We start from the raw sequence: 26,687 nt of genomic DNA, 5'->3' as shown, positions 1-26,687 counted from the left end.
TTGGCTTCGCATCGCGCCGGATGCCATCGCGGACAGGGTCCGCTCCTACGAGGTGCCTCCGTGCTTGGGGCGGCGCTCATCCCAGCCCTCTCCCTCCGGGGATGGCTGGGTGAGGGGGTGCATCGGCACTGGCTTCCCGAGAAAGACAGTTGCTCCTACGCCGTCTGCAAGCTCGACTCGTCGGCAATAAAAAAGGGGATGCCACTGGCATCCCCTTTTTCAGATCAGAAAGCTATCAGCTGTGGTGTTTTTCCACCACGGTGCCTTCTTCTTCCTCGGTCTTCTCGGCCTTGTCGCCTTCAACCTGCTCGGCAGCCGGTTCGGCTTGCTCGATGGATTGGGCTTCGGCTTCATTCACCACGTCGGCCACAACGGCCTCGGCGGTGACGTCAGCGGCCGGCTCGACCACGACTTCGGCTTCGACGACAGCGGCGGTCTCCTCGACCACGGCTTCCACAACCGGAGCCTGCTCGGCCGAGGCGGCGGCGGCTTCGCGAGCCAGGCGCTCCTGACGACGACGCTCACGCGGGTCGTTGGAGGCGCGCCCGGTGGCGTTGGCCGGTACGACCGGGGCAGCTTCTTCGGCAGGAGCCGGAGCAGCGGCCGGAGCTTCGGCAACAACCGGGGCTTCTACCTTGGGCTCTTCGACCAGCTGGGCGACAGCTTCGATGACGGTTTCGGCGGCGGGGCTCGTCGCTTCTTCGGCAAAGGTCGGCTCGGTGGCGGCTGCTTCAACAGTTTCGTTGGCAGTCTCTACCGACTCGACAGCGTGCTCGCTGGGCTTGGCCAGGAACTCGATGGTCTGTTCCAGGGCGCTTTCGGTGCGTACAGCTTCGACGACGCCGGACTCGACCACGACGGCTTCAGCCTGGGCCTCGGCAGCGGGCTGAGCTTGCTCGGCGGCTTCGGCAACGGCTGCAGCGGTAGCGGCGGCAGCGACCATGGCGGCGGGCGAGGGAGTGTCGGAAGCCGGCTGCTCGCCAGCGTTTTCGCCAGCTACTTCGCCTTCGGCGCCATCGACACCAGCTTCACGCTGACGCTCACGGCGGTTGCTGCGGCGACGCTGACCACGGGAGCGACGACGCGGACGCTCGTCATCCGAGCCTTCGTCGTCCTGCTGGTCCAGCAGTTCCTCGTTCGGCAGCTCTTCGGCTTCCAGGGCCGCGGCGTCGCGGGCCTGACGGTCCTCGCGCGGCTGGCGCTCTTCGCGGGGCTGACGCTCGGCACGTTCGCCACGCGGTTGACGCTCCTCGCGGGGCTGGCGCTCTTCACGCGGCTGACGCTCGGCACGTTCCTCGCGCGGTTGACGCTCTTCACGCGGCTGGCGTTCGGCACGCTCTTCACGCGGTTGACGTTCTTCACGCGGCTGGCGTTCGGCGCGCTCTTCGCGCGGTTGGCGTTCCTCGCGGGGCTGACGCTCTTCACGCGGCTGGCGTTCGGCACGCTCTTCGCGCGGCTGACGCTCCTCGCGAGGTTGGCGTTCGGCGCGATCTTCACGCGGTTGACGCTCTTCGCGGGCCGGGCGCTCGGCACGTTCACCGCGTTCGCCACGCTCATCGCGACGACCACGTTCTTTGCGCTCGTCATCACGACGGCCACCATCGCGGCCATCGCGGCGACGGTTCTGCTGACGGCCATTGCGGCGCTCGCCCTGGCTTTCGCTGCGCTCGGTGGCCGGCTTGGCAGTGGCGGTGGCGGCAGGAGTCTGCTCCGGCTTGCTGCCGGCGAACAGGCTGACCAGGGACTTCACCAGACCCTGGAACAGGCTCGGCTCGGGCATCGGCTTGATGGCTTCGGCGGCCGGTGCTTCAGCGGCGGTCTGCTGCGGGGCGGGGGTCTGCGGGGAAACGGTCTTCACCGCGGCTTCCTGGCGAACCAGGGTGCGAGTGGCGCTGACCGGCTGGATTTCCTCGTGCTCTTCCGGGGCCATCTCGTAGCTGGCGTGGCCGGCGAGCAGCTCAGGGTTGTCGTCACGCAGGCGCTGAACTTCGAAGTGCGGAGTTTCCAGGTGGTCGTCCGGCAGAATGAAGATGCGCGCGCGGGTGCGCAGTTCGATCTTGGTGATGGCGTTGCGCTTTTCGTTGAGCAGGAAGGCGGCAACCTGGAACGGCACGCGTGCACGAACTTCGGCGGTGCGGTCCTTCAGGGCTTCTTCTTCGATCAGGCGCAGGATGGCCAGCGACAGGGACTCGACGTCACGGATGATGCCTTGGCCGTTGCAGCGCGGGCAAACGATGCCGCTGGTCTCGCCCAGGGACGGACGCAGGCGCTGACGGGACATTTCCAGCAGGCCGAAGCGCGAGATGCGACCGACCTGGACGCGGGCGCGGTCGGCTTCCAGGGCTTCGCGGACGCGTTCTTCCACGGCGCGCTGGTTCTTCGCCGGGGTCATGTCGATGAAGTCGATGACGATCAGGCCGCCGATGTCACGCAGACGCAGTTGGCGGGCGATTTCCTCGGCCGCTTCCAGGTTGGTCTGCAGGGCCGTTTCCTCGATGTCGCCGCCTTTGGTGGCGCGCGCCGAGTTGATGTCGATGGACACCAGGGCCTCGGTCGGGTCGATCACGATGGAACCGCCGGACGGCAGTTTCACTTCGCGCTGGAAGGCGGTTTCGATCTGGCTCTCGATCTGGAAGCGGTTGAACAGCGGAACGCTGTCCTGGTACAGCTTCACCTTGCTCGCGTACTGCGGCATGACCTGGCGGATGAAGTTCAGGGCTTCTTCCTGGGCGTCGAGGCTGTCGATCAGCACTTCGCCGATGTCCTGGCGCAGGTAGTCGCGGATGGCGCGGATGATGACGTTGCTTTCCTGGTAGATCAGGAACGGACCGCTGCGCTCGCCCGAGGCTTCCTTGATGGCGCCCCACAGTTGCAGCAGGTAGTCCAGGTCCCATTGCAGCTCTTCGGAGCTGCGGCCCAGGCCGGCGGTGCGAACGATCAGGCCCATGTCGCCGGGAACGGTCAGGCCGTTCAGGGCTTCACGCAGTTCGTTGCGTTCTTCACCCTCGATGCGGCGGGAGATGCCACCGGCGCGGGGGTTGTTCGGCATGAGTACGAGGTAGCGGCCGGCGAGGCTGATGAAGGTGGTCAGGGCGGCGCCCTTGTTGCCACGTTCTTCTTTCTCGACCTGGACGATGACTTCCTGGCCTTCGCTCAGGACGTCCTTGATGTTGATGCGACCTTCAGGATTCTTCTTGAAGTATTCGCGGGAGATTTCTTTGAGGGGGAGGAAGCCGTGGCGTTCGGCGCCGAAGTCGACGAATGCGGCCTCGAGGCTCGGCTCGATGCGGGTAATGCGGCCTTTGTAGATGTTGGCCTTCTTCTGTTCACGCGCGCCGGACTCGATGTCCAGGTCGAACAGGCGTTGGCCGTCTACCAGCGCTACACGCAACTCTTCGGGTTGAGTTGCGTTGATCAGCATTCTTTTCATGTAGTACCAATGGTTTCCGGGGCCACCGGAAACGGCGATCGGCACACACGACTCTCATGGTCGGTGCTAAGGCACGTACTCAGGAATGGCGGACCATTCCAGTGTCCAGCGGCAGCAAGAAAAATCTGCTGTGCCGCGACTACGTTTCCTGCTTGTTGAGTAAGAACAAGCACTCATCAGGAGGAGGAATCGACTGTCAGATGCGGACGATATAGTGCGTCTACGTTCAAGGCATGAAAGCAACGCAATCCGACAGTTGTGCATCTCCGCCCTGCACATTTCCTTAAGAGCCGGGTGCCACTCGCTGAATCCGGGAGCGGGGTTGGCTTTTATCACGGCGACCTTGGCTGCCGTGGTCATGTCTCAAGGCCTGGGTTTCGAGGCGCTGTCGGCGCGAGAATCGCTCGGGCCGTTGCAACGCTTCCGGGGACTGCCTGGTGTCCTTTCAATGTGTTTGCAGGCGGTTGGGGATGGCGATTACGCGATCATCCGCAGGCCTGGCCACTTTTGGCGGCCTCCCGAATATAGCAGCAATGATTAAGTGCTTCAATTGAATGAAAAATTGTTATTATGTCCGGATGACGAATCCCGCCCCTCCGACTTCCGGCGTCCAGCTGCTTGAAGTCGCGCCGGAGTATGCCGGCCAACGAATCGACAATTTCCTCCGCACCCAGCTCAAGGGCGTGCCCAAGACCTTGATCTACCGCATCCTTCGCAAGGGTGAGGTACGGGTCAACAAAGGTCGCATCAAGCCCGAGTACAAGCTGCAGGCCGGCGACGTGGTGCGTGTGCCGCCGCTGCGCCTGGCTGAGCGCGACGAGCCGGCGCCGCTGGCACAGGGACTGCTGGAGCGCCTGGAGGCCTCCATCGTCTTCGAAGACAAGGCGCTGATCGTGGTGAACAAGCCCACCGGCATCGCTGTCCACGGCGGCAGTGGCTTGAATTACGGGGTTATCGAGGCCTTCCGCCAACTGCGTCCGGAGTGCAAGGACCTGGAGCTGGTGCATCGCCTGGACCGTGATACGTCAGGCCTGCTGATGATCGCCAAGAAGCGCAGCATGCTGCGCCACCTGCACGATGCGCTGCGCGGCGAGCGAATTGTGGACAAGCGTTACCACGCCCTGGTGCGTGGCAACTGGCCGGCGGCGAAGAAGCAGATCGCCGTGCCACTGCTCAAGAACAACCTGCGCTCCGGCGAGCGTGTGGTGGAAGTGAATCCCGAGGGCAAGGAAGCGCTGACCGAATTCAAGGTGCTGCGCCGTTTCGGTGATTTCGCCACGCTGGTTGAGGCGCGCCCGATTACCGGTCGTACCCATCAAATTCGCGTGCATGCCAAGCATGCCGGTCACTCCATTGCGGGTGATCCCAAGTACGGCGATGAGGATTTCTCCCGCGAGATTCGCGAGCTGGGCGGCAAGCGCTTGTTCCTGCACTCCGCCTACCTGCGTGTGCCATTGCCTGACGGTGCGGTGCTGGAGCTGGAAGCGCCAGTGGACGAGGTCTGGCAGCGTACGGTGGAGCGTCTGAATGCGTGAGTATTCCCTGCTGATCTTCGATTGGGATGGCACGCTGGTGGACTCCGTGGGGCGTATCGTCGAGGCGATGCGCGTGGCGGCTATCAATTCCGGTCTTCCCGAGCGAAGTGATGCAGCGATCAAGGGCATTATCGGCCTCGGTCTGCCTGAGGCCATTCAGACTCTCTACCCCGAGGTTGAGGATGGCGAGCCGTTGGATCGCTTTCGTCGTGACTACGGCGAGCATTACCTGAGTCTGGAGGTGCAGCCGTCGCCGTTGTTCCCCGGTGTCGCTGAGGCAATGGCCGAGTTCCGCGATGCGGGTTATCAATTGGCTGTTGCTACCGGCAAGAACCGCCGCGGCCTGGACCGCGTGCTGGCGGGGCAGGGCTGGACCGATTTCTTCGATATCACCCGCGCTGCTGACGAGTCGGCAAGCAAGCCGGATCCGCGCATGCTGCACGAGATTCTCGCGCATTGCCGGGTCGGCGCCCGTGATGCGTTGATGGTGGGCGATTCGCCCTTCGACCTGGAAATGGCGCGCCGCGCCGGGATGGATTCGGTGGCGGTGAGTTATGGCGCGCAGTCGCTGGAGATCCTTCGGGAGTATGCTCCGGCGCTGGAAGTGGATCATTTCAACGAGCTGAGCGCCTGGCTGGCCGGGCGTTCGGTAAAACCGGTGCGTAAGGTGGGCAACTGATGTCGGATGAATGGAAGGCGGACGATAGCAAGGCTGCGCAAGCTGTGGCAGGTGATGACAAGAGCTGGAAGCTGCTCGAAAAGGCGGTCCTGGCTGGTGTGCAGGAGCAGCGCCGTTCGCGTCGCTGGGGCATTTTCTTCAAGTTGCTGACCTTCCTTTATCTGTTCGTTGCCCTTGCGCTGTTCAGTCCGTTCAGTGGCTTGTCCAAGTCTGCTTCTCGCGGCGCCAGCCATACGGCACTGATCGAAGTGAAAGGCATGATCGCCGACAGCGAAGCGGCCAGTGCCGACAATATCGTCGGTGCGCTGCGTTCGGCATTCGAGGATGCCGGCACCAAGGGGATCGTCCTGCGCATCAATAGTCCGGGCGGCAGTCCGGTGCAGTCTGGTTATATCTACGATGAAATCAAGCGCCTGCGCGGCGAGCATCCGGATATCAAGGTCTACGCGGTCATCAGTGACCTGGGGGCTTCTGGCGCCTATTACATCGCCAGCGCCGCCGATGAGATCTATGCGGACAAGGCAAGCCTGGTCGGCTCAATCGGTGTGACGGCGGCTACTTTCGGCTTTGTCGGTACCATGGAGAAGTTGGGTGTGGATCGCCGCATCTATACCTCGGGCGAGCACAAGGCATTCCTCGATCCGTTCCAGCCGCCGAAGGCTGACGAGACGGCCTTCTGGCAGCAGGTGCTGGATACCACTCACAAGCAATTCATCGATGTGGTGAAGAAAGGTCGTGGCGATCGTCTGAAAGACAAGGAACATCCGGAGCTGTTCTCCGGCCTGATCTGGTCCGGCGAGCAGGCGCTGCAGTTGGGCTTGATCGACGGTCTGGGTAGCACCAGCTACGTGGCGCGCGAGATCATCAAGGAGAAGGAGGTGGTGGACTACACCGTCCAGGAAACCGCCTTCGATCGCTTCACCAAAAAGTTGGGCGCCAGTGTCGCCGAGCACATGGCGATGTGGATGGGTTTCCAGGGGCCGGCTCTGCGCTGAATGCTCTTCCTTATATAAGGAAAGAAAAGGCCTGGCAGTAGCCAGGCCTTTTTGTTTCAGGTTTTCGAGTCAGGCTTTCTTTTTTAGGGGACGGGCACCTGCTCGGCGAGCAGCATGTCCACCAGGCGGATCAACGGCAGGCCGACCAGGCTGGTGGCATCTTCACCTTCGGTCGCGCGGAACAGGCTGACGCCCAGGCCCTCGGCCTTGAAGCTGCCGGCGCAGTCGAAGGGTTGTTCGGCCTCCAGGTAGCGGCGAATGCGTGCTTCGTCGAGTTCGCGGAAGTGCACGGTGAAGGGGACGCAATCGACCCGGGCTTCACCGCTCTGGCTGTTCAGCAGGCAAAGTCCGGTCAGGAAGCTGACGCTCTTGCCGCTGGCGGCTTTCAATTGCTCCGTGGCGCGTTCGATGTTGTGCGGCTTGCCGAGGATTTGATCGCCATTCACCGCAGCCTGGTCCGAGCCGATAATCAGATGGTCGGGGTAGCGTTCGCTCAGGGCGCGCGCTTTGCTCTCGGCCAGTCGGCGTACCAAGTGAGCGGCGCTTTCGTCGGGGTGCGGAGTTTCATCAATGTCGGGGCTGGCGCATTCGAAGGGCAGGCGCAGGCGCTGCAGCAGTTCGCGACGGTAGGGTGAGCTGGAAGCGAGGATCAGGGGTAGCATGGAATATTCCTGTGGAGCGTCATGGCGATTCTAGCGAAAAGGGCTGTCCATACAGCGGTTTATGGCTAATTTCCTTTGACAGCTTCAGGTGCATCCCTATAATGGCGCGCTTATGTTGAATGGACCGATACCACCTCACGTTGATCCGCGCAAACTGGTAGAGCGCGCCGCCACCCTCGAGGGTGTGCTGCCGATCGCCAAGATGGCACGTCTCAGCGAGCAACTGACCAGCAGTGACGGCGATGTCCACGCGAAGTTTTCTTTCTTCCGTGACGAGCAGAAACTGGCGGTCATGCACGTCGAACTCGACGCCGAGGTGAGCATGGTATGCCAGCGCTGTCTCGAGCCGGCTAACTTCCATGTGGGTGGTGCGTACGATTACGTCATCATTCCGGAAGGCAAGTCGATCGATGATCTGCCCAATGGCTACGATGCGCTGGAAGTGGGGGATGACCCCATCGACCTGACCTCGCTGGCCGAGGACGAGTTGCTGCTCGCCTTGCCCATCGTGCCGGTCCATGACCCTGAGGATTGCCAGCAGCCGGTGGGATACGCTACAGCGCCCGAGCCGAGCGAGAACGTCGAAGAGCGGCCAAACCCGTTCAGCGTACTGGCGCAGTTGAAGCGTGACCCAAACGTTTAGGAGTTAATCAATCATGGCTGTTCAGCAGAACAAAAAATCCCGTTCCGCTCGTGACATGCGTCGTTCGCACGATGCCCTGGACGCGAGCGCTCTGTCCGTGGAAAAGAGCACCGGTGAAGTTCACCTGCGCCACCACGTCTCCCCGGACGGTTTCTATCGCGGCCGCAAGGTCGTAGACAAAGGCTCTGACGAGTAATCTTTGTCCGCACCAATCATCGCGATTGATGCAATGGGTGGGGACTACGGTCCCCACTGCATTGTTCCGGCCTGCATTTCCTTTCTGGCCGAGTATTCCTCCCTCCAGCTGGTCCTTGTCGGCCAAGCTCATCTGATCGAAGAACACCTGCGCGGACTGTCCCCGGTCGAGCGTCAGCGTCTTCATGTCCACCCTGCCAGTGAAGTCATCACGATGGACGAGCGTCCGTCCCAGGCGTTGCGTGGCAAGCCCGATTCTTCCATGCGTGTTGCCCTCGAGCTGGTTCGTGATGGCAAGGCCCATGCCTGCGTCAGTGCCGGCAATACCGGTGCCCTGATGGCGCTGTCCCGTTATCTGCTCAAGACGTTGCCCGGCATCGATCGCCCTGCGATGGTCACTGCCGTTCCGACGCAGACCGGCCATTGCCATCTGCTGGACCTGGGCGCCAACGTCGACTGCAGTGCCGAGCACCTCTACCAGTTCGCCGTGATGGGCGCCGTGGCGGCCGAAGCGTTGGGCAAGAGCAATCCCAGGGTCGCGCTGCTGAACGTCGGTACCGAAGACATCAAGGGCAACCAGCAGGTGAAGCTGGCGGCCAGTCTCCTGCAGCAGGCGCGCGGCGTGAACTACATCGGCTACATAGAAGGCGATGGTCTTTATCGTGGTCTGGCCGATGTGGTGGTCTGCGACGGATTCGTCGGCAACATCCTGCTCAAGTCCAGTGAGGGATTGGCGGCGATGGTCGCGGCGCGTCTGGAAGAGTTGTTCAATTCCAGCCTGCCGGCCAGGGCGGTTGGCCTGATGGCGATGCCGTTCCTCCGGCGCCTGCGCGGCGACCTCACGCCATCCCAGCACAATGGCGCGAGTTTCCTGGGTTTGCAGGGCATCGTGGTGAAGAGTCACGGCAGTGCGAAAGAGGAGGGCATCCAGAGCGCCTTGCGCCGCGCGCTGCTGGAAGTTCGCGAGAATCTGCCCCAGCGACTGCATGGTCGCCTGGAACATCTGCTCTAATGTGTGACCGCGGTCGTCAGACCGTCATCCAACTGTCAGTTCAATGCGCCAGGCTCTCGCCGGCGTTATCCATTTGACGACACAGACAAAAGGGACCTGTTGCAATGTCCGCATCCCTCGCCTTCGTATTCCCCGGTCAAGGTTCGCAGTCGCTCGGCATGCTCGCCGAGCTGGGTGCTCAACACGCCATCGTGCGCGATACCTTCGCCGAAGCTTCCGCCGCCCTGGGTTATGACCTTTGGGCCCTGGTACAGGAAGGCCCGGAAGAGCGCCTGAACCAGACCGACAAGACCCAGCCCGCCATCCTCACTGCCTCCATCGCTCTGTGGCGCCTGTGGCAGGCCGAAGGTGGTGTGCAGCCGGCCTACGTCGCCGGCCACAGCCTGGGCGAGTATTCCGCGCTGGTCGCCGCCGGCAGCCTGGCATTCGCTGATGCAGTGAAGCTGGTAGAGCGCCGCGGTCAACTGATGCAGGAAGCCGTCCCGGCTGGTACCGGTGGCATGGCCGCCATCCTCGGCCTGGAAGACGCCGACGTGCTGGCAGCCTGCGCCGAAGCGGCCCAGGGTGAAGTGGTCAGCGCCGTGAACTTCAACGCGCCGGGCCAGGTGGTGATCGCCGGCGCGGCCAAGGCTGTCGAGCGTGCCATCGAGGGCTGCAAGGCTCGTGGCGCCAAACGCGCCGTAGCGCTGCCGGTCAGTGTGCCGTCGCACTGCGAGCTGATGCGCCCGGCTGCTGAGCGTTTCGCCGAGGCTGTCGAGGCTGTTCAGTGGCAGATGCCGCAGATCGCCCTGGTGCAGAACGTCACCGCCCAGGTTCCGGCTGACCTGGCCGCGCTCAAGCGCGACCTGTTGGCGCAGCTGTACAGCCCGGTCCGTTGGGTCGAGAGCGTCCAGCTGCTGGCCGAGAAGGGCATCACCGATCTGGTCGAGTGCGGTCCGGGCAAGGTGCTGGCAGGTTTGAACAAGCGTTGCGCCAAGGGCGTGACCACCCACAATCTGGACTCCGCGGACGCCTTCGGTGCGGCCCGCGCGGCTCTGGCTTGAACAGGAGATAAGGCATGAGTCTGCAAGGTAAGGTTGCCCTGGTTACCGGCGCGAGCCGTGGTATTGGCCAGGCCATCGCACTGGAACTGGGTCGCATGGGTGCCACCGTGGTTGGCACCGCCACCAGCGAGTCCGGCGCACAGAAGATTTCCGAGTACCTGAAGGAAAATGGCATCCAGGGTTCGGGCATGGTGCTGGACGTCTCCAACGACGAGTCGGTGACCGCCGTCGTCGAAGCGATTCAGAAAGAGTCCGGTGCCCCGGCCATCGTCGTCAATAACGCCGGCATCACGCGCGATAACCTGCTGATGCGCATGAAAGACGACGAGTGGTTCGACGTGGTCAATACCAACCTCAACAGCCTCTACCGTCTGTCGAAAGCCGTGCTGCGCGGCATGACCAAGGCGCGCTGGGGTCGCATCATCAATATCGGCTCCGTGGTCGGTGCCATGGGCAATGCCGGGCAGACCAACTACGCTGCCGCGAAGGCCGGTCTGGAAGGCTTTACCCGCGCGCTGGCGCGCGAAGTCGGTTCCCGTGCTATCACTGTCAACGCGGTCGCTCCGGGCTTCATCGATACCGACATGACCCGTGAACTGCCGGAAGCCCAGCGTGAAGCGCTGCTCGGCCAGATTCCGCTGGGTCGACTGGGACAAGCCGAAGAGATCGCCAAAGTGGTAGCATTCCTCGCTTCCGAGGGCGCAGCTTATGTAACGGGTGCCACGGTACCGGTGAATGGCGGAATGTACATGAGTTGATGTGACGTGTTCCTTCGTGGCGATGTCCTATGCGCTGTCTAAATTCTCCAAGCGTTGTGACGCTGGAATAGACAAAGCATCTGGATTGCCGGGAAGGGGCGTCAGCGTTCAGCTTGAAATGCAGAAAACCCTTTCTATACACTTACCCGCAGCCCAGCTGTACGGATTGTCCATAGGAGTGAAAACAAGGTATGAGCACCATCGAAGAACGCGTTAAGAAGATCGTTGCTGAGCAACTCGGCGTTAAGGAAGAAGAGGTTACCAACAGCGCTTCCTTCGTCGAAGACCTGGGCGCCGACTCCCTTGACACCGTTGAGCTGGTGATGGCTCTGGAAGAGGAATTCGAGACCGAAATCCCCGACGAGCAAGCCGAAAAGATCACCACCGTTCAGGAAGCCATCGACTACATCGTTGCCCACCAGGCATAAGACGTAGTCGTCGGTTCCCCGACGAAAGAAGCCGCACGGCCTGCAAAGGCGTGCGGCTTTTCTTTAACGCCGGCATCAGCCGGCGTTATTGCCGTGAAACGTATGAGAGGAAGTCACAGTGTCGCGTAGACGCGTCGTCATCACCGGCATGGGTATGTTGTCGCCCCTGGGTGTGGATGTGCCGAGCAGTTGGGAAGGCATTCTCGCCGGGCGCAGCGGTATCGCCCCGATCGAACACATGGACCTGTCCGCCTTTTCCACCCGCTTCGGCGGCTCGGTGAAGGGGTTCGATGTCGAGCAATACATGTCCGCCAAGGAAGCTCGCAAACTCGACCTGTTCATCCAGTACGGCCTTGCCGCCAGCTATCAGGCGGTGCGCGACTCCGGTCTGGAAGTCACCGACGCCAACCGTGAACGCATCGGCGTTGCCATCGGTTCGGGCATCGGCGGTCTGACCAACATCGAAAACACCTGTCGCTCGCTGTTCGAGCAGGGCCCGCGGCGCATCTCGCCGTTCTTCGTGCCCGGTTCGGTCATCAACATGGTTTCCGGATTCCTGTCGATCAACCTTGGTCTGCAGGGGCCCAACTACGCAATCACCACGGCTTGCACCACCGGTACCCACAACATCGGCATGGCCGCACGCAACATCGCTTATGGCGACGCTGACGTAATGGTCGCCGGCGGCGCCGAGATGGCGGCCTGCGGTCTTGGTCTGGGCGGTTTTGGCGCAGCCCGCGCGCTGTCCACCCGCAACGACGAGCCGACCAAGGCCAGCCGTCCGTGGGACAAGGATCGTGACGGCTTCGTGCTGTCCGATGGTGCCGGTTCCCTGGTCCTGGAAGAACTCGAGCACGCCAAGGCTCGTGGCGCGCGCATCTACGCTGAAGTCGTCGGCTTCGGCATGAGCGGCGATGCCTTCCACATGACCGCTCCGCCGGAAGACGGTGCCGGTGCCGCGCGCTGCATGAAGGCCGCGCTACGTGACGCCGGGCTGAACGCCGAGCAGGTCGACTACATCAACGCTCACGGCACCTCCACGCCGGCTGGCGACGTGGCGGAAATCGCCGCGGTGAAGTCGATCTTCGGCGACCACGCCCACAAGCTGTCGATGAGCTCCACCAAGTCCATGACCGGCCACCTGCTGGGCGCTGCCGGTGCGGTCGAGGCGATCTTCTGCGTCCTCGCGCTGCGTGATCAGGTCGCTCCGCCGACCATCAACCTGGACAACCCCGACGAAGGTTGCGACCTCGACCTGGTCGCCCATCAGGCCAAGGAACGTCCGATCGACGTCGCCCTGTCCAACTCCTTCGGCTTCGGTGGCACCAACGGTTCCCTGGTGTTCCGCCGGTTCCACGGCTGATGTTGAGCTGGATCGACGGCCAGAACGCCGAGGCCCTGTCCGCGCGTGATCGCGGGCTGGCTTACGGCGACGGGCTGTTCGAGACCATCCGCGTGTCCGCAGGCCGTCCGCGCCTGCTGGCACGCCATCAGGCGAGGCTGGAGGAGGGCGTTCGCCGCCTGTCCCTGCCGGTCTCCCTCGATCTCTTCGAAGATGAACTCCTGCGTTTTTCCGCCTTGCTCGGCGATGGCGTCGCCAAGCTGATCCTGACCCGTGGCGATGGCGCGCGTGGCTATGCGCCACAGGCCGATGCCCAGGTGCGGCGTCTGCTGCTGGCCTCGGCTGCGCCGGCCTACCCGGCGAAGAACCGGGAAGAGGGTGTGACGCTTTTCCCTTGCGCGACCCGCCTGGCCGAGCAACCGCTGCTGGCCGGTCTCAAGCACCTCAATCGCCTGGAGCAGGTCCTGGCTCGCGCCGAATGGAGCGACCCGGCCTTCGCCGAAGGATTGATGCGCGATGTTTCCGGGCGGATCGTCGAGGGAGTGTTCAGCAACCTGTTCCTGGTGAGGCGTGGTGAGCTGATCACCGCCGAGCTCAGTCGCTGCGGCGTCGCTGGCGTGATGCGCGCGGAAATCATCGAGCGCGCGCGCGACCTGGGTTTGCCGGTCATCGTCCGTGATATCGAGCACAGCGAACTGGCGCAGGCCGACGAGGTCTTTCTCTGCAACAGTCTCTACGGTATCTGGCCGGTGCGCGGCGTTGCCGAGTGTGCTTGGCCGGTCGGGCCACTGACCCGTAAACTGCAGGGCCAACTCCGCGAACTTCTGGATTTCTGATACGTGATGCGCAAATTGCTGGTGCTGCTGGAAGGCGGCCTGCTACTGGCCGGGCTCCTGCTCGGTCTGGCGGCCTGGGAGCAGCACCGTGCGCTGCAGCAGCCGCTCCAGCTGACCGAAGAGCGCCTGCTGGACGCTCCCAGCGGTGCCACCCCCGGCCGCCTGCTGACCCGCCTGGAGGACGAAGACGTCCTGCACGGCGGCTTCTGGCTGCGCCTGTACTGGCGCTTCAACCTGGCTGGCGAAGCGCTGCACAGCGGCGAGTACCGCCTGACGCCCGGCATGACGGCTGCCCAGTTGCTCGACCTGTGGCGCGAGGGCGATGTCGTGCAGTACGGCTTGACCCTGGTCGAAGGTTGGAATTTCCACCAGGTGCGTGAGCTGCTCGCCCGCCAGCCCAAGCTGGACCAGACCCTCAATGGCGTGAGTGATGCCGAGGTCATGGCGAAGCTCGGTAAGCCCGGCGTGTTCCCGGAAGGCCGCTTCTTCCCCGACACCTACCGCTTCGTCCGTGGCACCAAGGACATCGATATCCTCAAGCACGCCTATCAGCGCATGGACAGCATCCTTGCCGAAGAGTGGGACAAGCGCAGCGACGACCTGCCCTACAAGGATTCCTACCAGGCGTTGATCATGGCTTCGCTGGTGGAGAAGGAAACCGGCGTGCCGCAGGAACGCGGCCAGATCGCGGGTGTCTTCGTGCGCCGCCTGCAGAAGAACATGCTGCTGCAGACCGATCCGACCGTCATCTACGGCATGGGCGAGCGCTACGCGGGCAAGATCACCCGTGCCGACCTGCGCACGCCCACTCCCTACAACACCTATGTGGTCGCCGGCCTGCCGCCGACGCCCATTGCGCTGCCTGGTCGCGAAGCGATCCACGCGGCGCTCAATCCCGCGCCGGGGCAAAGCCTGTACTTCGTCGCCCGCGGCGATGGTAGCCACACTTTCTCCGACAACCTCGACGACCACAACAAGGCCGTCCAGGAGTTCCAGATCAAGCGCCGCGCCGACTACCGCTCCAGTCCGACGCCCATCCCGTCGCCGGCGTCGACGCCCGCACCGGACGCGCCTGCCGATACGCCGGCAGCGCAGTAGCCCGACAATACAAGGAGAGAGCCGAGTGACCGGCCTGTTCATCACCCTGGAAGGCCCCGAAGGCGCGGGCAAGAGCACCAATCGCGAGTACCTGGCCGAGCGCCTGCGCGAGCGCGGCATCGAAGTCCAGTTGACCCGTGAGCCCGGTGGTACGCCGCTGGCCGAGCGCATCCGTGAACTGCTCCTGGCTCCCAGCGATGAGAAAATGGCGGCGGATACCGAGCTGTTGCTGGTCTTCGCTGCCCGTGCCCAACACATCGCCCAGGTGATTCGTCCTGCCCTTGAGCGTGGCGCCGTGGTCCTCTGTGATCGCTTCACCGATGCGACCTACGCCTACCAGGGCGGTGGCCGTGGCTTGCCGGTAGAGCGCATTGCTCAGCTGGAAAGCTTCGTCCAGGGCGGTCTGCGCCCGAACCTGACCCTGGTGTTCGACCTGCCGGTGGAAATTGGCCTGTCCCGCGCGGCCGCCCGTGGCCGGCTGGATCGCTTCGAGCAGGAAGGCCGTGCCTTCTTCGAGGCGGTGCGTAATACCTATCTCGACCGCGCCCGCGCCGAGCCTGCGCGGTATCACATCCTCGATGCCGCGCAGTCGCTGGCCGAGGTGCAGGGTGATCTGGACCGACTATTGCCGACCCTGCTGGAGCGCCTGAATGGCTGATATCTATCCCTGGCAGCAGGGCCTCTGGCGACAACTCAGTAGTCGTCCGCGGCACGCTCATGCCTATCTGCTGCACGGTCCGGCCGGTATCGGCAAGCGCGTCCTGGCGGACAACCTGGTGCACTTCCTGCTGTGCCAGCGGCCCGAGGGCGGCAAGGCGTGCGGACAGTGCAAGGCGTGCATGCTGCTGGCCGCCGGCACGCATCCGGACTACTTCCTGCTGGAGCCTGAAGAGCCGGAGAAGCCGATCCGTGTCGACCAGGTGCGCGAGCTGGTGGGCTTCGTGGTGCAGACCGCTCAGTTGGGCGGACGCAAGGTGGTGCTGCTGGAGCCCGCCGAGGCGATGAACCTCAATGCCGCCAACGCATTGCTCAAGAGCCTGGAGGAGCCCTCCGGCGATACCGTGCTGTTGCTGATCAGTCATCAACCCAGCCGCCTGTTGCCGACCATCAAGAGTCGCTGCGTGCAGCAGGCCTGCCCGCAACCGACTGCGCAGGAAAGTCGCGCGTGGCTGGCCGGTGCGCTGCCGGATCAATCGGCGGAAGCGCTGGACGAACTGCTGGTTCTGGCTGGCGGCTCGCCGCTCACCGCGCTGCGCCTGCAGGGGCAGGGCGTGCGCGAACAGCGAGCGCTGGTGGTGGACGGGGTGAAGAAGCTGCTCAAGCAGCAGGTTGCCCCAAGTCAGCTGGCGGAAGGTTGGAACGCGATACCCTTGCCGATACTGTTCGACTGGTTCTGCGATTGGGCGTTACTGACCCTGCGCTACCAGTTGGCACGCGACGAGGAGGGGCTTGGCCTCACCGATATGCGCAAGGTGGTGCAGTACCTTGCGGAGAAATCGTCGCAGCCCAAGGTGCTGGCGTTTCAGGACTGGTTGCTCGCGCAGCGGCAGAAAGTCCTCAACAAAGCCAACCTCAACCGTGCCTTGCTTCTCGAAGCCTTGCTCGTACAGTGGGCAAGTCTCCCCGGGCCGGGCTAGAATCCGCGCATTGGAAGAATCTGCCAGGACAGCTGAATGAGCTTGCCACCAAATCTGGGTCCGCGTAACGGAATCCTGTCCCTGACCATCAAGGACAAATCCGTGCTGTATGCCGCCTACATGCCGTTCATCCGCAACGGTGGGCTGTTCATTCCGACCAACAAGACCTACAAGCTGGGCGACGAGGTCTTCATGCTGCTCAACCTGATGGACGAGCCGGAGAAGATCCCGGTCGCCGGCAAGGTGGTCTGGATCACCCCGAAGGGCGCCCAGGGCAACCGCGCCGCTGGTATCGGCGTGCAGTTCAACGATGGCGACAACACCGCGCGCAACAAGATCGAGACCTACCTTGCCGGCGCGCTGAAGTCGGACCGCCCGACCCATACCATGTAGCTCACACCATGTAAGATTGGCAGCCTGTACAGGCTGCAAACACGAAGCGCCCTGAGGGGCGCTTCGTCATTTTCCGGAGAAAGTTTTCATGCTGGTCGATTCCCACTGCCACCTCGATCGTCTCGATCTCGCTGCCCACGACGGGTCGCTGGATGCTGCGCTGGACGCTGCCCGCGCGCGCGGCGTCAGCCAGTTCCTGTGCATCGGCGTCAGCGCGGACAACGCCAAGGCGGTGAAGGACCTGGCCGACCGCTACGCCGACGTGCACTGCTCGGTCGGCGTTCACCCGCTGGACCTGGAACCGGGCGCCGCACCGGCGCTGGACTGGCTGCTGGGCGAACTGAATCATCCGCGCGTGGTGGCCATCGGCGAGACCGGCCTGGACTATCACTACGAGCCCGAAGCCGCCGAACTGCAGCAGGACGCCTTCCGCCTGCACCTGGAGGCCGCCAAGGTCACCGGCAAGCCGGTCATCGTGCATACCCGCGAGGCGCGCGCCGATACCCTGGCGCTGCTGCGCGAGGCGGCGCTGCCGCAAGCCGGCGTGCTGCACTGCTTCACCGAGGACTGGGAGATGGCCAAGGCGGCGCTGGATATCGGCTTCTACATCTCGCTGTCGGGCATCGTCACCTTCCGCAATGCCGAGCAACTGCGCGACGTGGCGCGCCAGGTGCCGGCGGACCGCCTGCTGGTGGAGACCGATTCGCCCTATCTCGCCCCTGTTCCCTATCGCGGCAAGCCAAACCTGCCCGAATACGTGCGTGAAGTGGCCGAGTACCTGGCCGTGCTGCGTGGTGTGAGTTTCGAGACTCTGGCGGAGCAGACCACCGCCAACTTCCGCCGGCTGTTCCCGCTAGCGAGCTGATTGCGTCGGCGCTGATACTTTTATTACGCGCAAAAAAAACCCGGGTTCTGGGGGATGAATCCGGGTCAAGACCATTAGGAGTGTAACAATAAGGTACGCGATCCTCGGTACCTTCACCGGCGGGGCACTTGGGGGGAGATGCCGCGCACCGGTATCTTCAAGTATTGGTCAAGATGCCGCGCTTGCCACAGGGTGACGTCGGTTTTTTAAACGGATTTGGAATACATCACACCGGGCTGAGCAGCTTTCTCGGCCCGGCCTGCTTCATTCCCGTGCCAGACCGGCAATCAGCCTCAGCGTTTCCTCGATCACCGCCTCGCTGGTGTAGAAGTGCGGCGAGAGGCGGATGCCGGCGCCACGCTGGATGCACACCACCTGCTCGGCGCGCAGGCGCTCCAGCAGACGGGCATTGTCCCAGCCGGCCAGGCAGAACGTCAGGATGCCGGCGCGGCGCGCTGGGTCCAGCGGGCTGTGCAATGAGGCTCCACTGATGCGGCCAAGTCCGTCATGCAGTTGCTGGATGCGCGCCTGGACCAGTTCGCCCACCGTTGCCATGCCGACATCTTCCAGCAGGCTCAAACTGGCTTCCAGTGCCACGGCTCCAAGCATGTTCGGGCTGCCGCACTCGAATCGCCGCGCGCTGCGCGCCGGTTGCCAGTCGGCCAGGTCGTAGTTGCCGGCGTTTTCCAGCATGTGCCAGCCGTACTCCTGCAGGGCCAGTTGCTCGCGCTCGGCGGCGCGGCAATAGAACATGCCCAGGCCTTCCGGGCCGAGCATCCACTTGTGGCCGTCGGCCATGGCGAAGGCGCTGTCGTAGGCCTGGACGTCGAAGGGCAGGGCGCCCAATTGCTGGATGGCATCGATGCAGTACAGCACGCCGCGCTGGCGGCAGCCTGCGCCGAGGCGCTCCAGATCCATGCGCAGGCCGCTGGCGTACTGCACGGCGCTGATCGACAGCAGGCGCGTGCGGGGTGTGCAGGCAGCCAGCAGGTCGCCTTCCGGGTCATCGCCGTCCAGGCTCACCCGGACGACTTCCACGCCGCGTGGTTTCAGCGCTTCCCAAACGATTCGGTTGGAAGGGAACTCCTGGTCGCTGATTACCACCTGGTCGCCGGCGCGCCAGTCCAGGCCGAAGGCGACGAAGGACAGCGCCTCGGACGTGTTCTTCACCAGGGCGATGTCTCCGGTGGTCTGGGCATTCACCAGGCGCATCAGGCGCTCGCGCAGGCGCTTCTCGATCGTCAGCCACTGCGGGTAGTCACGGGCACCCTGCAGGATGTTCTCCCGGGCGAAGGCCGCCACGGCATCCGCGGCGCGTTTGGGCCAGGGCGCCACGGCCGCGTGGTTGAGGTAGCGCAGGCCGGGATGGTGGGGAAACTCGGAAGAAAAGCTAATCATGTCGGATGATCCGTGCAATTTGGCGCTGAATAGGCATAATACGCGGCTTCGAATTTTGACTATTTTTGACCGAACAGTCTTTTTATGCAGAAAGAGCCGCGCAAGGTTCGCGAATTCCGTCGTCGCGAACAGGAAATCCTCGACACCGCCCTCAAGCTGTTCCTTGAACAGGGCGAAGACAGCGTCACGGTCGAAATGATCGCCGATGCCGTGGGTATCGGCAAAGGCACCATCTACAAGCACTTCAAGTCCAAGGCGGAGATCTACCTGCGCCTGATGCTGGACTACGAGCGCGATCTGGCCGACCTGTTCCACTCCGAAGACGTCGCCCGCGACAAGGAGCGCCTGTCGCGCGCCTACTTCGAGTTCCGCATGCGCGACCCGCAGCGCTACCGCCTGTTCGACCGCCTGGAAGAGAAGGTGGTGAAGACCAGCCAGGTCCCGGAGATGGTCGAGGAGCTGCACAAGATCCGCGAGTCCAACTTCGAGCGCCTGAGCCAGCTGATCAAGGAACGCATCGCGGCGGGCAAGCTGGAAGACGTGCCAGCCTACTTCCACTACTGCGCGGCCTGGGCGCTGGTGCATGGCGCAGTGGCGCTGTACCACTCGCCGTTCTGGCGCGAAGTGCTGGAGGATCAGGAAGGCTTCTTCCAGTTCCTGATGGACATCGGCGTGCGCATGGGCAACAAGCGCAAGCGCGACGGCGATACGCCTGCCGCCTGAGTCGATATTCGCGCAGTCCATCGTCGCTCGCGCGACAGGGCTTGTGGTGCCGGTGGGGATATACTTGTGTGAGTGATCTCCATCGGAGCCGAGCATGATCGTCGACCGCCAGGGCAGGCGCTTCCGCAATCTTCGCGTCAGCCTGACCGCCGCCTGCAACTACGCCTGCACCTACTGCGTGCCGGACGGCAAGCGTCTGGTCGCGGCGCAGGACGAACTCTCCGCCGAGTCGTTGGTGCGTGGGGTCGCCTACCTGATCGAGGCCGCCGGCATCGAACGCCTGCGCGTCACTGGCGGCGAGCCGCTGGTCAGTCCCAAGCTCGATGCCTTCCTGCATGGCGTCAGTCGTCTCGGGCTGCAGGACATCGCCATCACCACCAACGGCCAGTTGCTGTCGAAGAAGCTGCCGCTGCTGCTGGACTGCGGCATCCGCCGTCTCAATGTTTCCCTCGACACCCTGGATGCCGACGCCTTCCGGCGCATTGCCCGTGGCGGCGATTTGGCTACGGTGCTCAAGGGGCTCGACGAGGCCCGTGCGGCGGGCCTGAAGATCAAGCTCAACATGGTCCCGCTGCGTGGGCAGAACCTCGACCAGGTAGTGCCGCTGCTGGACTACTGCCTGGAGCACGGCTTCGAGCTGCGTTTCATCGAGCTGATGCGCATGGGCCACCTGGCCCACGACCCGAACGGCTTCCACCAGCAGTTCGTCAGCTTGCAGGAGCTGCTGGAGCTGATCGGCGAACGCCATCCCTATATCCAGGCCGATGCGCCGGTGGATGCCACGGCCATTCGCTATGAAGTGCCGGGGCAGGGTTTCTTTGGCGTGATCGCCAACGAGAGCGTGCCGTTCTGCCGGACCTGCTCGCGCCTGCGCCTGTCCTCCACCGGCTGGCTGCACGGTTGCCTGTCGTCGAGCAATCGCCATTATGTCGGCGATCTGCTGGACAAGCCGCGCCATCAGGCGCTCCCGGCCCTGCAGCGGCTGCTGGTGCGTGCCCTGGCGGACAAGCAGGAAGTCGCGTTCTCCGGCGGCGTCACCATCATGAAGATCATCGGCGGCTGAGACCGCCCCCCAGACCTGATTAGCCCATGCCCAACGAATTCCCCATTTCCTATATCGAGCCGGTGTTCCGGCCGCCGAGCGAAGCACACTCGCTCATTCTTCCCGTCACCAACGGCTGTTCCTGGAACCAGTGCGGCTTCTGTGAGATGTACACGCAGCCGCAGAAGAAATTCCGCGCCCGCGACGAGGCGGAGGTGCTAGAGGAGATTCGCCGCTGTGGCGAGCGCCTGATCGTTCAGCGGGTGTTCCTCGCCGACGGCGATGCGCTGGTGTTGCCGACGCGACGCCTGCTCAACATTCTGCGTGCAATCCGCGAGCACATGCCCGAGGTGGACCGCGTCTCCAGCTACTGCCTGCCGCGTAACCTGCGCAAGAAGTCGGTGGATGAACTGAAGGAACTGGCCGATGCCGGCCTGCGCATGGCCTATGTGGGCGCCGAGTCCGGCGACGACGAAGTGCTCGCACGGGTGAATTAGGGCGAGACCTATGCCTCGACGCTGGATGCCCTGAACAAGCTTGGCGAGGCGGGGATCAAGCGCTCGGTGATGGTTCTCAACGGCCTGGGCGGCAGCACCCTGAGCGCCCAGCACGCCGACAACTCGGCGCGCCTGATGAACGAGGCGCAGCCGGAATTCCTTTCCACCCTGGTGGTGAGCTTCCCGACCGGCGAGGAGCGCTACCGCGCAGGCTTCCCGGACTTCGAGCCGCTGTCCCAGGCTGAACTGTTCGTTGAGGTCGAGCGCCTGCTGAGCGGCCTGGAGCTCCGCGATACGGTGTTCCGCAGCGATCATGCGTCCAATTACCTCGTCCTCAAGGGCACATTGGGCGCGGACAAGGCGAAATTGCTGGCTCAGGTTCGCCAGGCCATCGAGCAGCCGCAGCGCGCGCACCTGCGCCAGGAATGGCAGCGCGGCCTGTGATGGCGCGGAAGCTGCATTGCCTGCCGGAATGCCGGTTTTTCGTCGCCGGCTACGGAGACTTTGCATGCGCTACCTGATGTTGATCCTTGCCTTCGCTGCCCTGGGCGGCTGCATGAAGCCCAGCGATATGGCCGATGGCGCCGACTACTACCTGCGCGATTCGGGCTTCCTCGACCACAGCCAGACCCGCCGGACGACCAACTGGCGCCTGCAGCAGGATTCCTTCATCTATATCGCCCAGGGGCCATTCGTGCCGCCGGGCCATCCGTATGCGCGCCCCAACGTGGTGGCCGAGGAGACCTTCAAGGGTTTTGTCGAATACTTCCCGCTGGTGCGCCGTGCCAAGAGTCCGCTCGGCCTGGAAGGCGCGATGCAGGAAGCGCGCGCGGCGGGCGCCAATTATCTGCTGTATACGCGCTTCGCCCGTGGAGAGGACAATGTCGGCACCTACGAAGAGTACGAAGATACGGATAACGCCGTGGGCCGAGACCGCAGCGTGATCCAGGTGATGCTGATCGAGACGGACAACCGTTATCTGGTGGACAGTGCCACCATCCGTAGTCGCGGCGGTTTTCTGACATTCTATGATGCCAAGCCCGACGACCTGCTCGGGCCACCGCTGGAAGACTACGCCCGCAGCTTGCTGGGGGTGAAGACACGAGAGGAGTTCCAATGACCGATCCCGCAAAGGCCGGCGACCTGCTGGCGCAGATTCCCGCCAGCAAGGGGCTGCCGCCGGTGCACCTGTGGAATCCGGATTGCTGCGGCGACATCGACATGCGCATCGCGCGCGACGGTACCTGGTACTACCTGGGTACGCCGATCGGGCGCAAGCCGATGGTGCGGCTGTTTTCCACCATCATCCGCCGCGATGGCGATGACTATTTCCTGGTCACGCCGGTGGAGAAATGCGGTATCACCGTGGATGACGCGCCGTTCGTGGCGGTGACGCTGGCGGTGGAAGGCGAGGGGGAGCAGCAGGTGCTGCGCTTCACCACCAATGTCGACGACGAGGTGGTGGCCGATGCCGAGCATCCCATCCGCGTCGAGCTGGACCCGCAGACCCAGGAGCCGTCGCCCTATGTGCTGGTGCGGGTGAACCTGGAGGCGCTGATTCACCGCAATGTGTTCTACCAACTGGTAGAGCTGGCGGTTTCGCGGGAGATCGACGGGGTAGAGTGGCTGGGTGTCTGGAGTTCGGGGGAGTTCTTCCCTATCGCTCCGCAGCCGTGACCTGATGGTCAGGACGCGTCCGGTAGTTCGGATCGATCTTCGCTACACGCGCGTCGCACAAAAGAAAAAGGCTCCCGAGGGAGCCTTTTTCATTACCGCCAACGCAGTTACATGTTGGGGTAGTTCGGACCGCCGGTACCTTCCGGGGCTACCCAGGTGATGTTCTGGGCCGGGTCCTTGATGTCGCAGGTCTTGCAGTGTACGCAGTTCTGGGCGTTGATCTGGAAGCGCTTGCTGCCGTCGTCGTTGCTCACCACTTCGTACACGCCGGCCGGGCAGTAACGCTGCGCAGGCTCGTCGTAGAGCGGCAGGTTCTTGCCAACCGGGATGCTCGGGTCGGCCAGCTTCAGGTGGATCGGCTGGTCTTCCTCGTGGTTGGTGTTGGACAGGAACACCGAGGACAGCTTGTCGAAGCTGAGTTTGCCGTCCGGCTTCGGATAATCGATCTTCGGCGCTTCGCTGGCCTTCTTCAGGGTCGCGTAGTCCGGGGTCGTATCGTGAAGGGTGAACGGAATCTTGCCGCCGAAGATGTTCTGGTCGATGAAGTTGAACGCACCGCCACCGATGGCGCCGAACTTGTGCATCGCCGGCCCGAAGTTACGGCTGCGGAACAGCTCGTCGTACAGCCAACTGCCCTTGAAGGCATCGACGTAGTTGTTCAGCAGGTCGCCGCCTTCGCGGCCGGCGAACAGGGCTTCGGCCACGGAGTCTGCGGCGAGCATGCCGGACTTCATGGCGGTGTGGCTGCCCTTGATCTTGGCGAAGTTCAGGGTGCCCAGGTCGCAACCGATCAGCGCGCCGCCCGGGAAGACCATCTTCGGCAGCGAGTTCAGGCCGCCCTTGCAGATGGCGCGAGCGCCATAAGCCACGCGCTTGCCGCCTTCCAGGTACTGCTTGACCACCGGGTGGTGCTTGTAGCGCTGGAACTCGTCGAACGGCGACAGGTGCGGGTTGGTGTAGGACAGGTCGATGATCAGGCCCACTACTACCTGGTTGTTCTCCAGGTGGTAGAGGAAGGAACCGCCCGGGTTGTCATCGTTCAGCGGCCAGCCGGCGGTGTGTACCACCAGGCCTTGCTCGTGCTTGGCCGGGTCGATGTCCCAGATTTCCTTGATGCCGATGCCGTAGTGCTGGGCGTCGGCTTCGCTGTCGAGCTTGTACTTCTTGATCAGTTGTTTGCCGATGTGGCCACGGCAGCCTTCGGCGAACAGGGTGTACTTGGCGCGCAGTTCCATGCCCGGGGTGTAGTAACCCTCTTTCGGATTGCCTTCGCGGTCGACGCCCAGGTCACCGGTGACAATGCCGCGCACCACGCCATTCTCGTCGATCAGCGCTTCCTGGGCGGCGAAGCCCGGGTAGATCTCGACGCCCAGGCCTTCGGCCTGCTGGGCCAGCCAGCGGCACAGGTTGCCCAGGGAGATGATGTAGTTGCCTTCGTTGTGCATGGTCTTGGGAACGAAGAAGTTCGGCACCTTGGCCGCACTTTCCGCGTTCTTCAGTACATAGATGTCGTCGCGCTTGACCGGGGTGTTCAGCGGCGCCTCGAGCTCCTTCCAGTTGGGGAACAGCTCGTTCAGTGCGCGGGGCTCGAACACGGCGCCGGAGAGAATGTGGGCGCCCACTTCGGAACCCTTCTCGACCACACAGACGCTGATTTCCTGACCGGCGTCGGCGGCCTTCTGTTTCAGTCGGCATGCGGCGGACAGACCGGCAGGGCCGGCGCCGACGATGACGACGTCGAATTCCATAAATTCGCGTTCCACTATCGATCTCTCCTGAATCAAGGCTCTGGGCATTTTGTAGGTATTGGGTTGGGCGTGCCCCCACCCAGTAAGAGCGGGGCGCATTATAGCTAGACCTGTTGCTATATCTAAACCCTTTATCTACCACAATACAAACGTTTGTTTGAATCGCGCGTAACCCTGATAGAATCGGGGTCCGCGGCTTATAAAGGGGTATTTTCGTGTATTGACCCGCCCGGTCGATGCGGTCAAGATACCTGCGGTTTTGCGGTCGCGTTGCGCTGGATGTAGTCGCAGATGGCGTGCACTACCGGCCAGGCCTGTCTGGCGACATTCCTATTCACCGGAGAAAAACGAGGAATCCATGAAGGTTCTTGTAGCTGTCAAACGAGTGGTTGACTATAACGTCAAGGTCCGCGTCAAGGCGGACAACTCCGGCGTCGATCTCGCCAACGTCAAAATGTCCATGAACCCCTTCTGCGAAATCGCCGTGGAAGAGGCCGTCCGCCTGAAAGAGAAAGGCGTCGTCACCGAGATCGTTGCGGTCTCCGTCGGCCCGACCGCTGCCCAGGAGCAACTGCGTACCGCACTGGCTCTGGGTGCTGATCGCGCCATCCTCGTTGAAACCAACGAAGAGCTGAGCTCCCTGGCCATCGCCAAGTCGCTGAAAGCCCTGGTCGACAAAGAGCAGCCGCAGCTGGTCATCCTCGGCAAGCAGGCCATCGACAGCGACAACAACCAGACCGGCCAGATGCTGGCCGCGCTGACTGGCTACGCCCAAGGCACCTTCGCCTCCAAGGTCGAAGTCGCTGGCGACAAGGTCAACGTCACCCGTGAAATCGACGGCGGCCTGCAGACCGTTGCCCTGAACCTGCCGGCGATCGTCACCACCGACCTGCGCCTGAACGAGCCGCGCTACGCGTCGCTGCCGAACATCATGAAAGCGAAGAAAAAGCCGCTGGACGTGGTGACCCCGGACGCCCTGGGCGTTTCCACCGCTTCCACCGTGAAGACCGTGAAAGTCGAAGCTCCGGCTGCCCGTAGCGCTGGCATCAAGGTCAAGTCCGTTGCCGAACTGGTCGAGAAACTGAAGAACGAGGCGAAAGTAATCTGATGGCTATCCTGGTAATCGCTGAGCACAACAACGGCGCACTGGGCGCTGCCACTCTGAACACTGTCGCTGCGGCGCAGAAGATTGGTGGCGACATCGCCGTGCTGGTCGCTGGCCAGAACGTCGGTGGCGTGGCTGAAGCCGCTGCCAAGATCGCTGGTGTTGCCAAGGTGCTGGTCGCCGACAACGCCGCCTACGCTCACCAGCTGCCGGAGAACGTTGCTCCGCTGATCGCTGAGCTGGGCAAGGGTTATAGCCACGTGCTGGCTCCGGCCACCACCAACGGCAAGAACTTCCTGCCGCGCGTTGCCGCCCTGCTGGACGTCGACCAGATCTCCGAGATCATCGAAGTCGTCAGCGCCGACACCTTCAAGCGCCCGATCTACGCCGGTAACGCCATCGCTACCGTGCAGTCCTCGGCTGCCGTGAAAGTGATCACCGTTCGTGGCACCGGTTTCGACGCCGTTGCTGCCGAAGGTGGCTCCGCCGCTGTTGAAGCCGTTTCCGGCCCGGCCGATGCCGGCAAGTCCGCCTTCGTTGGCGAAGAACTGGCCAAGTCCGACCGTCCGGAACTGACCGCTGCCAAGATCGTCGTATCCGGCGGCCGCGGCATGGGCAATGGCGACAACTTCAAGATCCTCTACTCCCTGGCTGACAAGCTGGGCGCTGCCGTCGGTGCTTCCCGCGCCGCCGTTGACGCCGGCTTCGTGCCGAACGACATGCAGGTCGGCCAGACCGGCAAGATCGTTGCTCCGCAGCTGTACGTGGCCGTCGGCATCTCCGGCGCCATCCAGCACCTGGCGGGCATGAAGGACTCGAAAGTGATCGTCGCGATCAACAAGGACGAAGAGGCACCGATCTTCCAGGTCGCCGACTACGGCCTGGTCGCCGATCTGTTCGAAGCCGTACCGGAGCTGGAAAAGGCCGTCTAAGCCCGATCCTCTCG

Annotated in this window: 26 protein-coding genes and 1 pseudogene; 23 read left to right on the top strand and 4 right to left on the bottom strand. The window is 63.3% G+C overall.

Features of this window, described 5'->3' with window-relative positions; translation table 11 throughout:
• Positions 1 to 235: 235 nt before the first annotated feature.
• Positions 236 to 3,430, bottom strand: a complete 3,195-nt coding sequence (rne, locus tag JVX91_RS23820) for a ribonuclease E (RefSeq protein ID WP_205336554.1) — start codon at positions 3,428 to 3,430, stop codon at positions 236 to 238.
• A 578-nt stretch (positions 3,431 to 4,008) separates the two neighbouring features.
• Here rne and rluC point away from each other — a divergent pair.
• The 3 genes from rluC to sppA are packed head-to-tail and all read left to right on the top strand — an operon-like array spanning position 4,009 to position 6,639.
• Complete coding sequence (rluC, locus tag JVX91_RS23815; protein WP_205336553.1) at positions 4,009 to 4,965, top strand: 23S rRNA pseudouridine(955/2504/2580) synthase RluC; 957 nt, start codon at positions 4,009 to 4,011, stop codon at positions 4,963 to 4,965.
• On the top strand, positions 4,958 to 5,644 hold the full coding sequence (locus JVX91_RS23810) for an HAD-IA family hydrolase (RefSeq protein WP_205336552.1): 687 nt from the start codon (positions 4,958 to 4,960) through the stop codon (positions 5,642 to 5,644). The genes rluC and JVX91_RS23810 overlap by 8 nt, the downstream gene beginning before the upstream one ends.
• On the top strand, positions 5,644 to 6,639 hold the full coding sequence (gene sppA / locus JVX91_RS23805; protein WP_205336551.1) for a signal peptide peptidase SppA: 996 nt from the start codon (positions 5,644 to 5,646) through the stop codon (positions 6,637 to 6,639). Before JVX91_RS23810 ends, sppA begins: the two co-directional genes overlap by 1 nt.
• An 83-nt stretch (positions 6,640 to 6,722) precedes the next feature.
• Here sppA and JVX91_RS23800 read toward each other — a convergent pair whose 3' ends face one another.
• On the bottom strand, positions 6,723 to 7,301 hold the full coding sequence (locus tag JVX91_RS23800) for a nucleoside triphosphate pyrophosphatase (RefSeq protein WP_205336550.1): 579 nt from the start codon (positions 7,299 to 7,301) through the stop codon (positions 6,723 to 6,725).
• A gap of 112 nt (positions 7,302 to 7,413) precedes the next feature.
• On the opposite strand from JVX91_RS23800, the gene JVX91_RS23795 reads away from it, so the two are divergent.
• From JVX91_RS23795 to JVX91_RS23735, 13 genes are all read left to right on the top strand, one after another.
• The gene (locus JVX91_RS23795) at positions 7,414 to 7,944 is read left to right on the top strand and encodes a YceD family protein (RefSeq protein ID WP_205336549.1); all 531 of its coding nucleotides are present in this window, start codon (positions 7,414 to 7,416) and stop codon (positions 7,942 to 7,944) included.
• Positions 7,945 to 7,957: 13 nt separating this feature from the next.
• Complete coding sequence (gene rpmF, locus JVX91_RS23790; RefSeq protein ID WP_184586892.1) at positions 7,958 to 8,140, top strand: 50S ribosomal protein L32; 183 nt, start codon at positions 7,958 to 7,960, stop codon at positions 8,138 to 8,140.
• A 33-nt stretch (positions 8,141 to 8,173) separates the two neighbouring features.
• Complete coding sequence (gene plsX, locus JVX91_RS23785; RefSeq protein WP_240201789.1) at positions 8,174 to 9,151, top strand: phosphate acyltransferase PlsX; 978 nt, start codon at positions 8,174 to 8,176, stop codon at positions 9,149 to 9,151.
• 104 nt (positions 9,152 to 9,255) lie between these two features.
• Positions 9,256 to 10,194, top strand: a complete 939-nt coding sequence (fabD, locus tag JVX91_RS23780) for an ACP S-malonyltransferase (protein WP_205336547.1) — start codon at positions 9,256 to 9,258, stop codon at positions 10,192 to 10,194.
• A gap of 14 nt (positions 10,195 to 10,208) precedes the next feature.
• A complete protein-coding gene (fabG, locus tag JVX91_RS23775; RefSeq protein ID WP_037014455.1) occupies positions 10,209 to 10,952 on the top strand; it encodes a 3-oxoacyl-ACP reductase FabG in 744 nt (247 codons plus the stop codon).
• 191 nt (positions 10,953 to 11,143) lie between these two features.
• Positions 11,144 to 11,380 carry an acyl carrier protein gene (gene acpP / locus JVX91_RS23770; RefSeq protein WP_015477931.1) on the top strand — a complete coding sequence of 79 codons (237 nt, stop codon included), beginning with the start codon at positions 11,144 to 11,146 and terminating at the stop codon, positions 11,378 to 11,380.
• Positions 11,381 to 11,498: 118 nt separating this feature from the next.
• Positions 11,499 to 12,743, top strand: coding sequence for a beta-ketoacyl-ACP synthase II (fabF, locus tag JVX91_RS23765; protein WP_205336546.1), 1,245 nt, complete (start codon positions 11,499 to 11,501; stop codon positions 12,741 to 12,743).
• Entirely contained in the window at positions 12,743 to 13,558 is an 816-nt protein-coding gene (gene pabC, locus JVX91_RS23760) for an aminodeoxychorismate lyase (protein WP_205336545.1), read from the top strand. The genes fabF and pabC overlap by 1 nt, the downstream gene beginning before the upstream one ends.
• A 6-nt stretch (positions 13,559 to 13,564) precedes the next feature.
• Positions 13,565 to 14,656 carry an endolytic transglycosylase MltG gene (gene mltG, locus JVX91_RS23755; RefSeq protein ID WP_205336544.1) on the top strand — a complete coding sequence of 364 codons (1,092 nt, stop codon included), beginning with the start codon at positions 13,565 to 13,567 and terminating at the stop codon, positions 14,654 to 14,656.
• 25 nt (positions 14,657 to 14,681) lie between these two features.
• On the top strand, positions 14,682 to 15,314 hold the full coding sequence (gene tmk, locus JVX91_RS23750; RefSeq protein ID WP_205336543.1) for a dTMP kinase: 633 nt from the start codon (positions 14,682 to 14,684) through the stop codon (positions 15,312 to 15,314).
• On the top strand, positions 15,307 to 16,293 hold the full coding sequence (locus tag JVX91_RS23745; protein WP_205336542.1) for a DNA polymerase III subunit delta': 987 nt from the start codon (positions 15,307 to 15,309) through the stop codon (positions 16,291 to 16,293). Before tmk ends, JVX91_RS23745 begins: the two co-directional genes overlap by 8 nt.
• A 36-nt stretch (positions 16,294 to 16,329) precedes the next feature.
• Positions 16,330 to 16,686: a PilZ domain-containing protein gene (locus JVX91_RS23740; protein WP_009621447.1), complete on the top strand. Its 357-nt coding sequence runs from the start codon at positions 16,330 to 16,332 to the stop codon at positions 16,684 to 16,686.
• Between the two features lie 88 nt (positions 16,687 to 16,774).
• Positions 16,775 to 17,551 (top strand): TatD family hydrolase, encoded by a 777-nt coding sequence (locus tag JVX91_RS23735; RefSeq protein ID WP_205336541.1) that lies wholly within the window; start codon positions 16,775 to 16,777, stop codon positions 17,549 to 17,551.
• Positions 17,552 to 17,815: 264 nt separating this feature from the next.
• Here the strand turns inward: JVX91_RS23735 and JVX91_RS23730 are convergent, their stop codons facing one another.
• Positions 17,816 to 18,949 carry an aminotransferase class V-fold PLP-dependent enzyme gene (locus tag JVX91_RS23730; protein WP_205336540.1) on the bottom strand — a complete coding sequence of 378 codons (1,134 nt, stop codon included), beginning with the start codon at positions 18,947 to 18,949 and terminating at the stop codon, positions 17,816 to 17,818.
• Positions 18,950 to 19,033: 84 nt separating this feature from the next.
• On the opposite strand from JVX91_RS23730, the gene JVX91_RS23725 reads away from it, so the two are divergent.
• From JVX91_RS23725 to JVX91_RS23705, 5 genes and pseudogenes are all read left to right on the top strand, one after another.
• Positions 19,034 to 19,672 carry a TetR/AcrR family transcriptional regulator gene (locus tag JVX91_RS23725; RefSeq protein ID WP_045211585.1) on the top strand — a complete coding sequence of 213 codons (639 nt, stop codon included), beginning with the start codon at positions 19,034 to 19,036 and terminating at the stop codon, positions 19,670 to 19,672.
• A gap of 94 nt (positions 19,673 to 19,766) precedes the next feature.
• Positions 19,767 to 20,735, top strand: coding sequence for a radical SAM protein (locus JVX91_RS23720; protein WP_205336539.1), 969 nt, complete (start codon positions 19,767 to 19,769; stop codon positions 20,733 to 20,735).
• A gap of 26 nt (positions 20,736 to 20,761) precedes the next feature.
• A pseudogene (locus JVX91_RS23715) lies at positions 20,762 to 21,655 on the top strand (radical SAM protein).
• Between the two features lie 64 nt (positions 21,656 to 21,719).
• On the top strand, positions 21,720 to 22,331 hold the full coding sequence (locus tag JVX91_RS23710) for a DUF4823 domain-containing protein (protein ID WP_205336538.1): 612 nt from the start codon (positions 21,720 to 21,722) through the stop codon (positions 22,329 to 22,331).
• Positions 22,328 to 22,888, top strand: coding sequence for a DUF1285 domain-containing protein (locus JVX91_RS23705; protein ID WP_205336537.1), 561 nt, complete (start codon positions 22,328 to 22,330; stop codon positions 22,886 to 22,888). Before JVX91_RS23710 ends, JVX91_RS23705 begins: the two co-directional genes overlap by 4 nt.
• A 107-nt stretch (positions 22,889 to 22,995) precedes the next feature.
• Here JVX91_RS23705 and JVX91_RS23700 read toward each other — a convergent pair whose 3' ends face one another.
• Positions 22,996 to 24,684, bottom strand: coding sequence for an electron transfer flavoprotein-ubiquinone oxidoreductase (locus JVX91_RS23700; protein ID WP_205336536.1), 1,689 nt, complete (start codon positions 24,682 to 24,684; stop codon positions 22,996 to 22,998).
• A 310-nt stretch (positions 24,685 to 24,994) separates the two neighbouring features.
• Here JVX91_RS23700 and JVX91_RS23695 point away from each other — a divergent pair, with 310 nt between their 5' ends.
• The gene (locus JVX91_RS23695) at positions 24,995 to 25,744 is read left to right on the top strand and encodes an electron transfer flavoprotein subunit beta/FixA family protein (RefSeq protein WP_026078867.1); all 750 of its coding nucleotides are present in this window, start codon (positions 24,995 to 24,997) and stop codon (positions 25,742 to 25,744) included.
• Positions 25,744 to 26,673, top strand: a complete 930-nt coding sequence (locus JVX91_RS23690; protein WP_205336535.1) for an FAD-binding protein — start codon at positions 25,744 to 25,746, stop codon at positions 26,671 to 26,673. Before JVX91_RS23695 ends, JVX91_RS23690 begins: the two co-directional genes overlap by 1 nt.
• Positions 26,674 to 26,687 lie beyond the last annotated feature (14 nt).

Source organism: Pseudomonas sp. PDNC002 (genome assembly GCF_016919445.1).
Lineage (GTDB): Bacteria > Pseudomonadota > Gammaproteobacteria > Pseudomonadales > Pseudomonadaceae > Pseudomonas.
The sequence above is the reverse complement of the archived record's forward strand: the minus strand, read 5'-3'. Positions and strand labels throughout refer to the sequence as shown.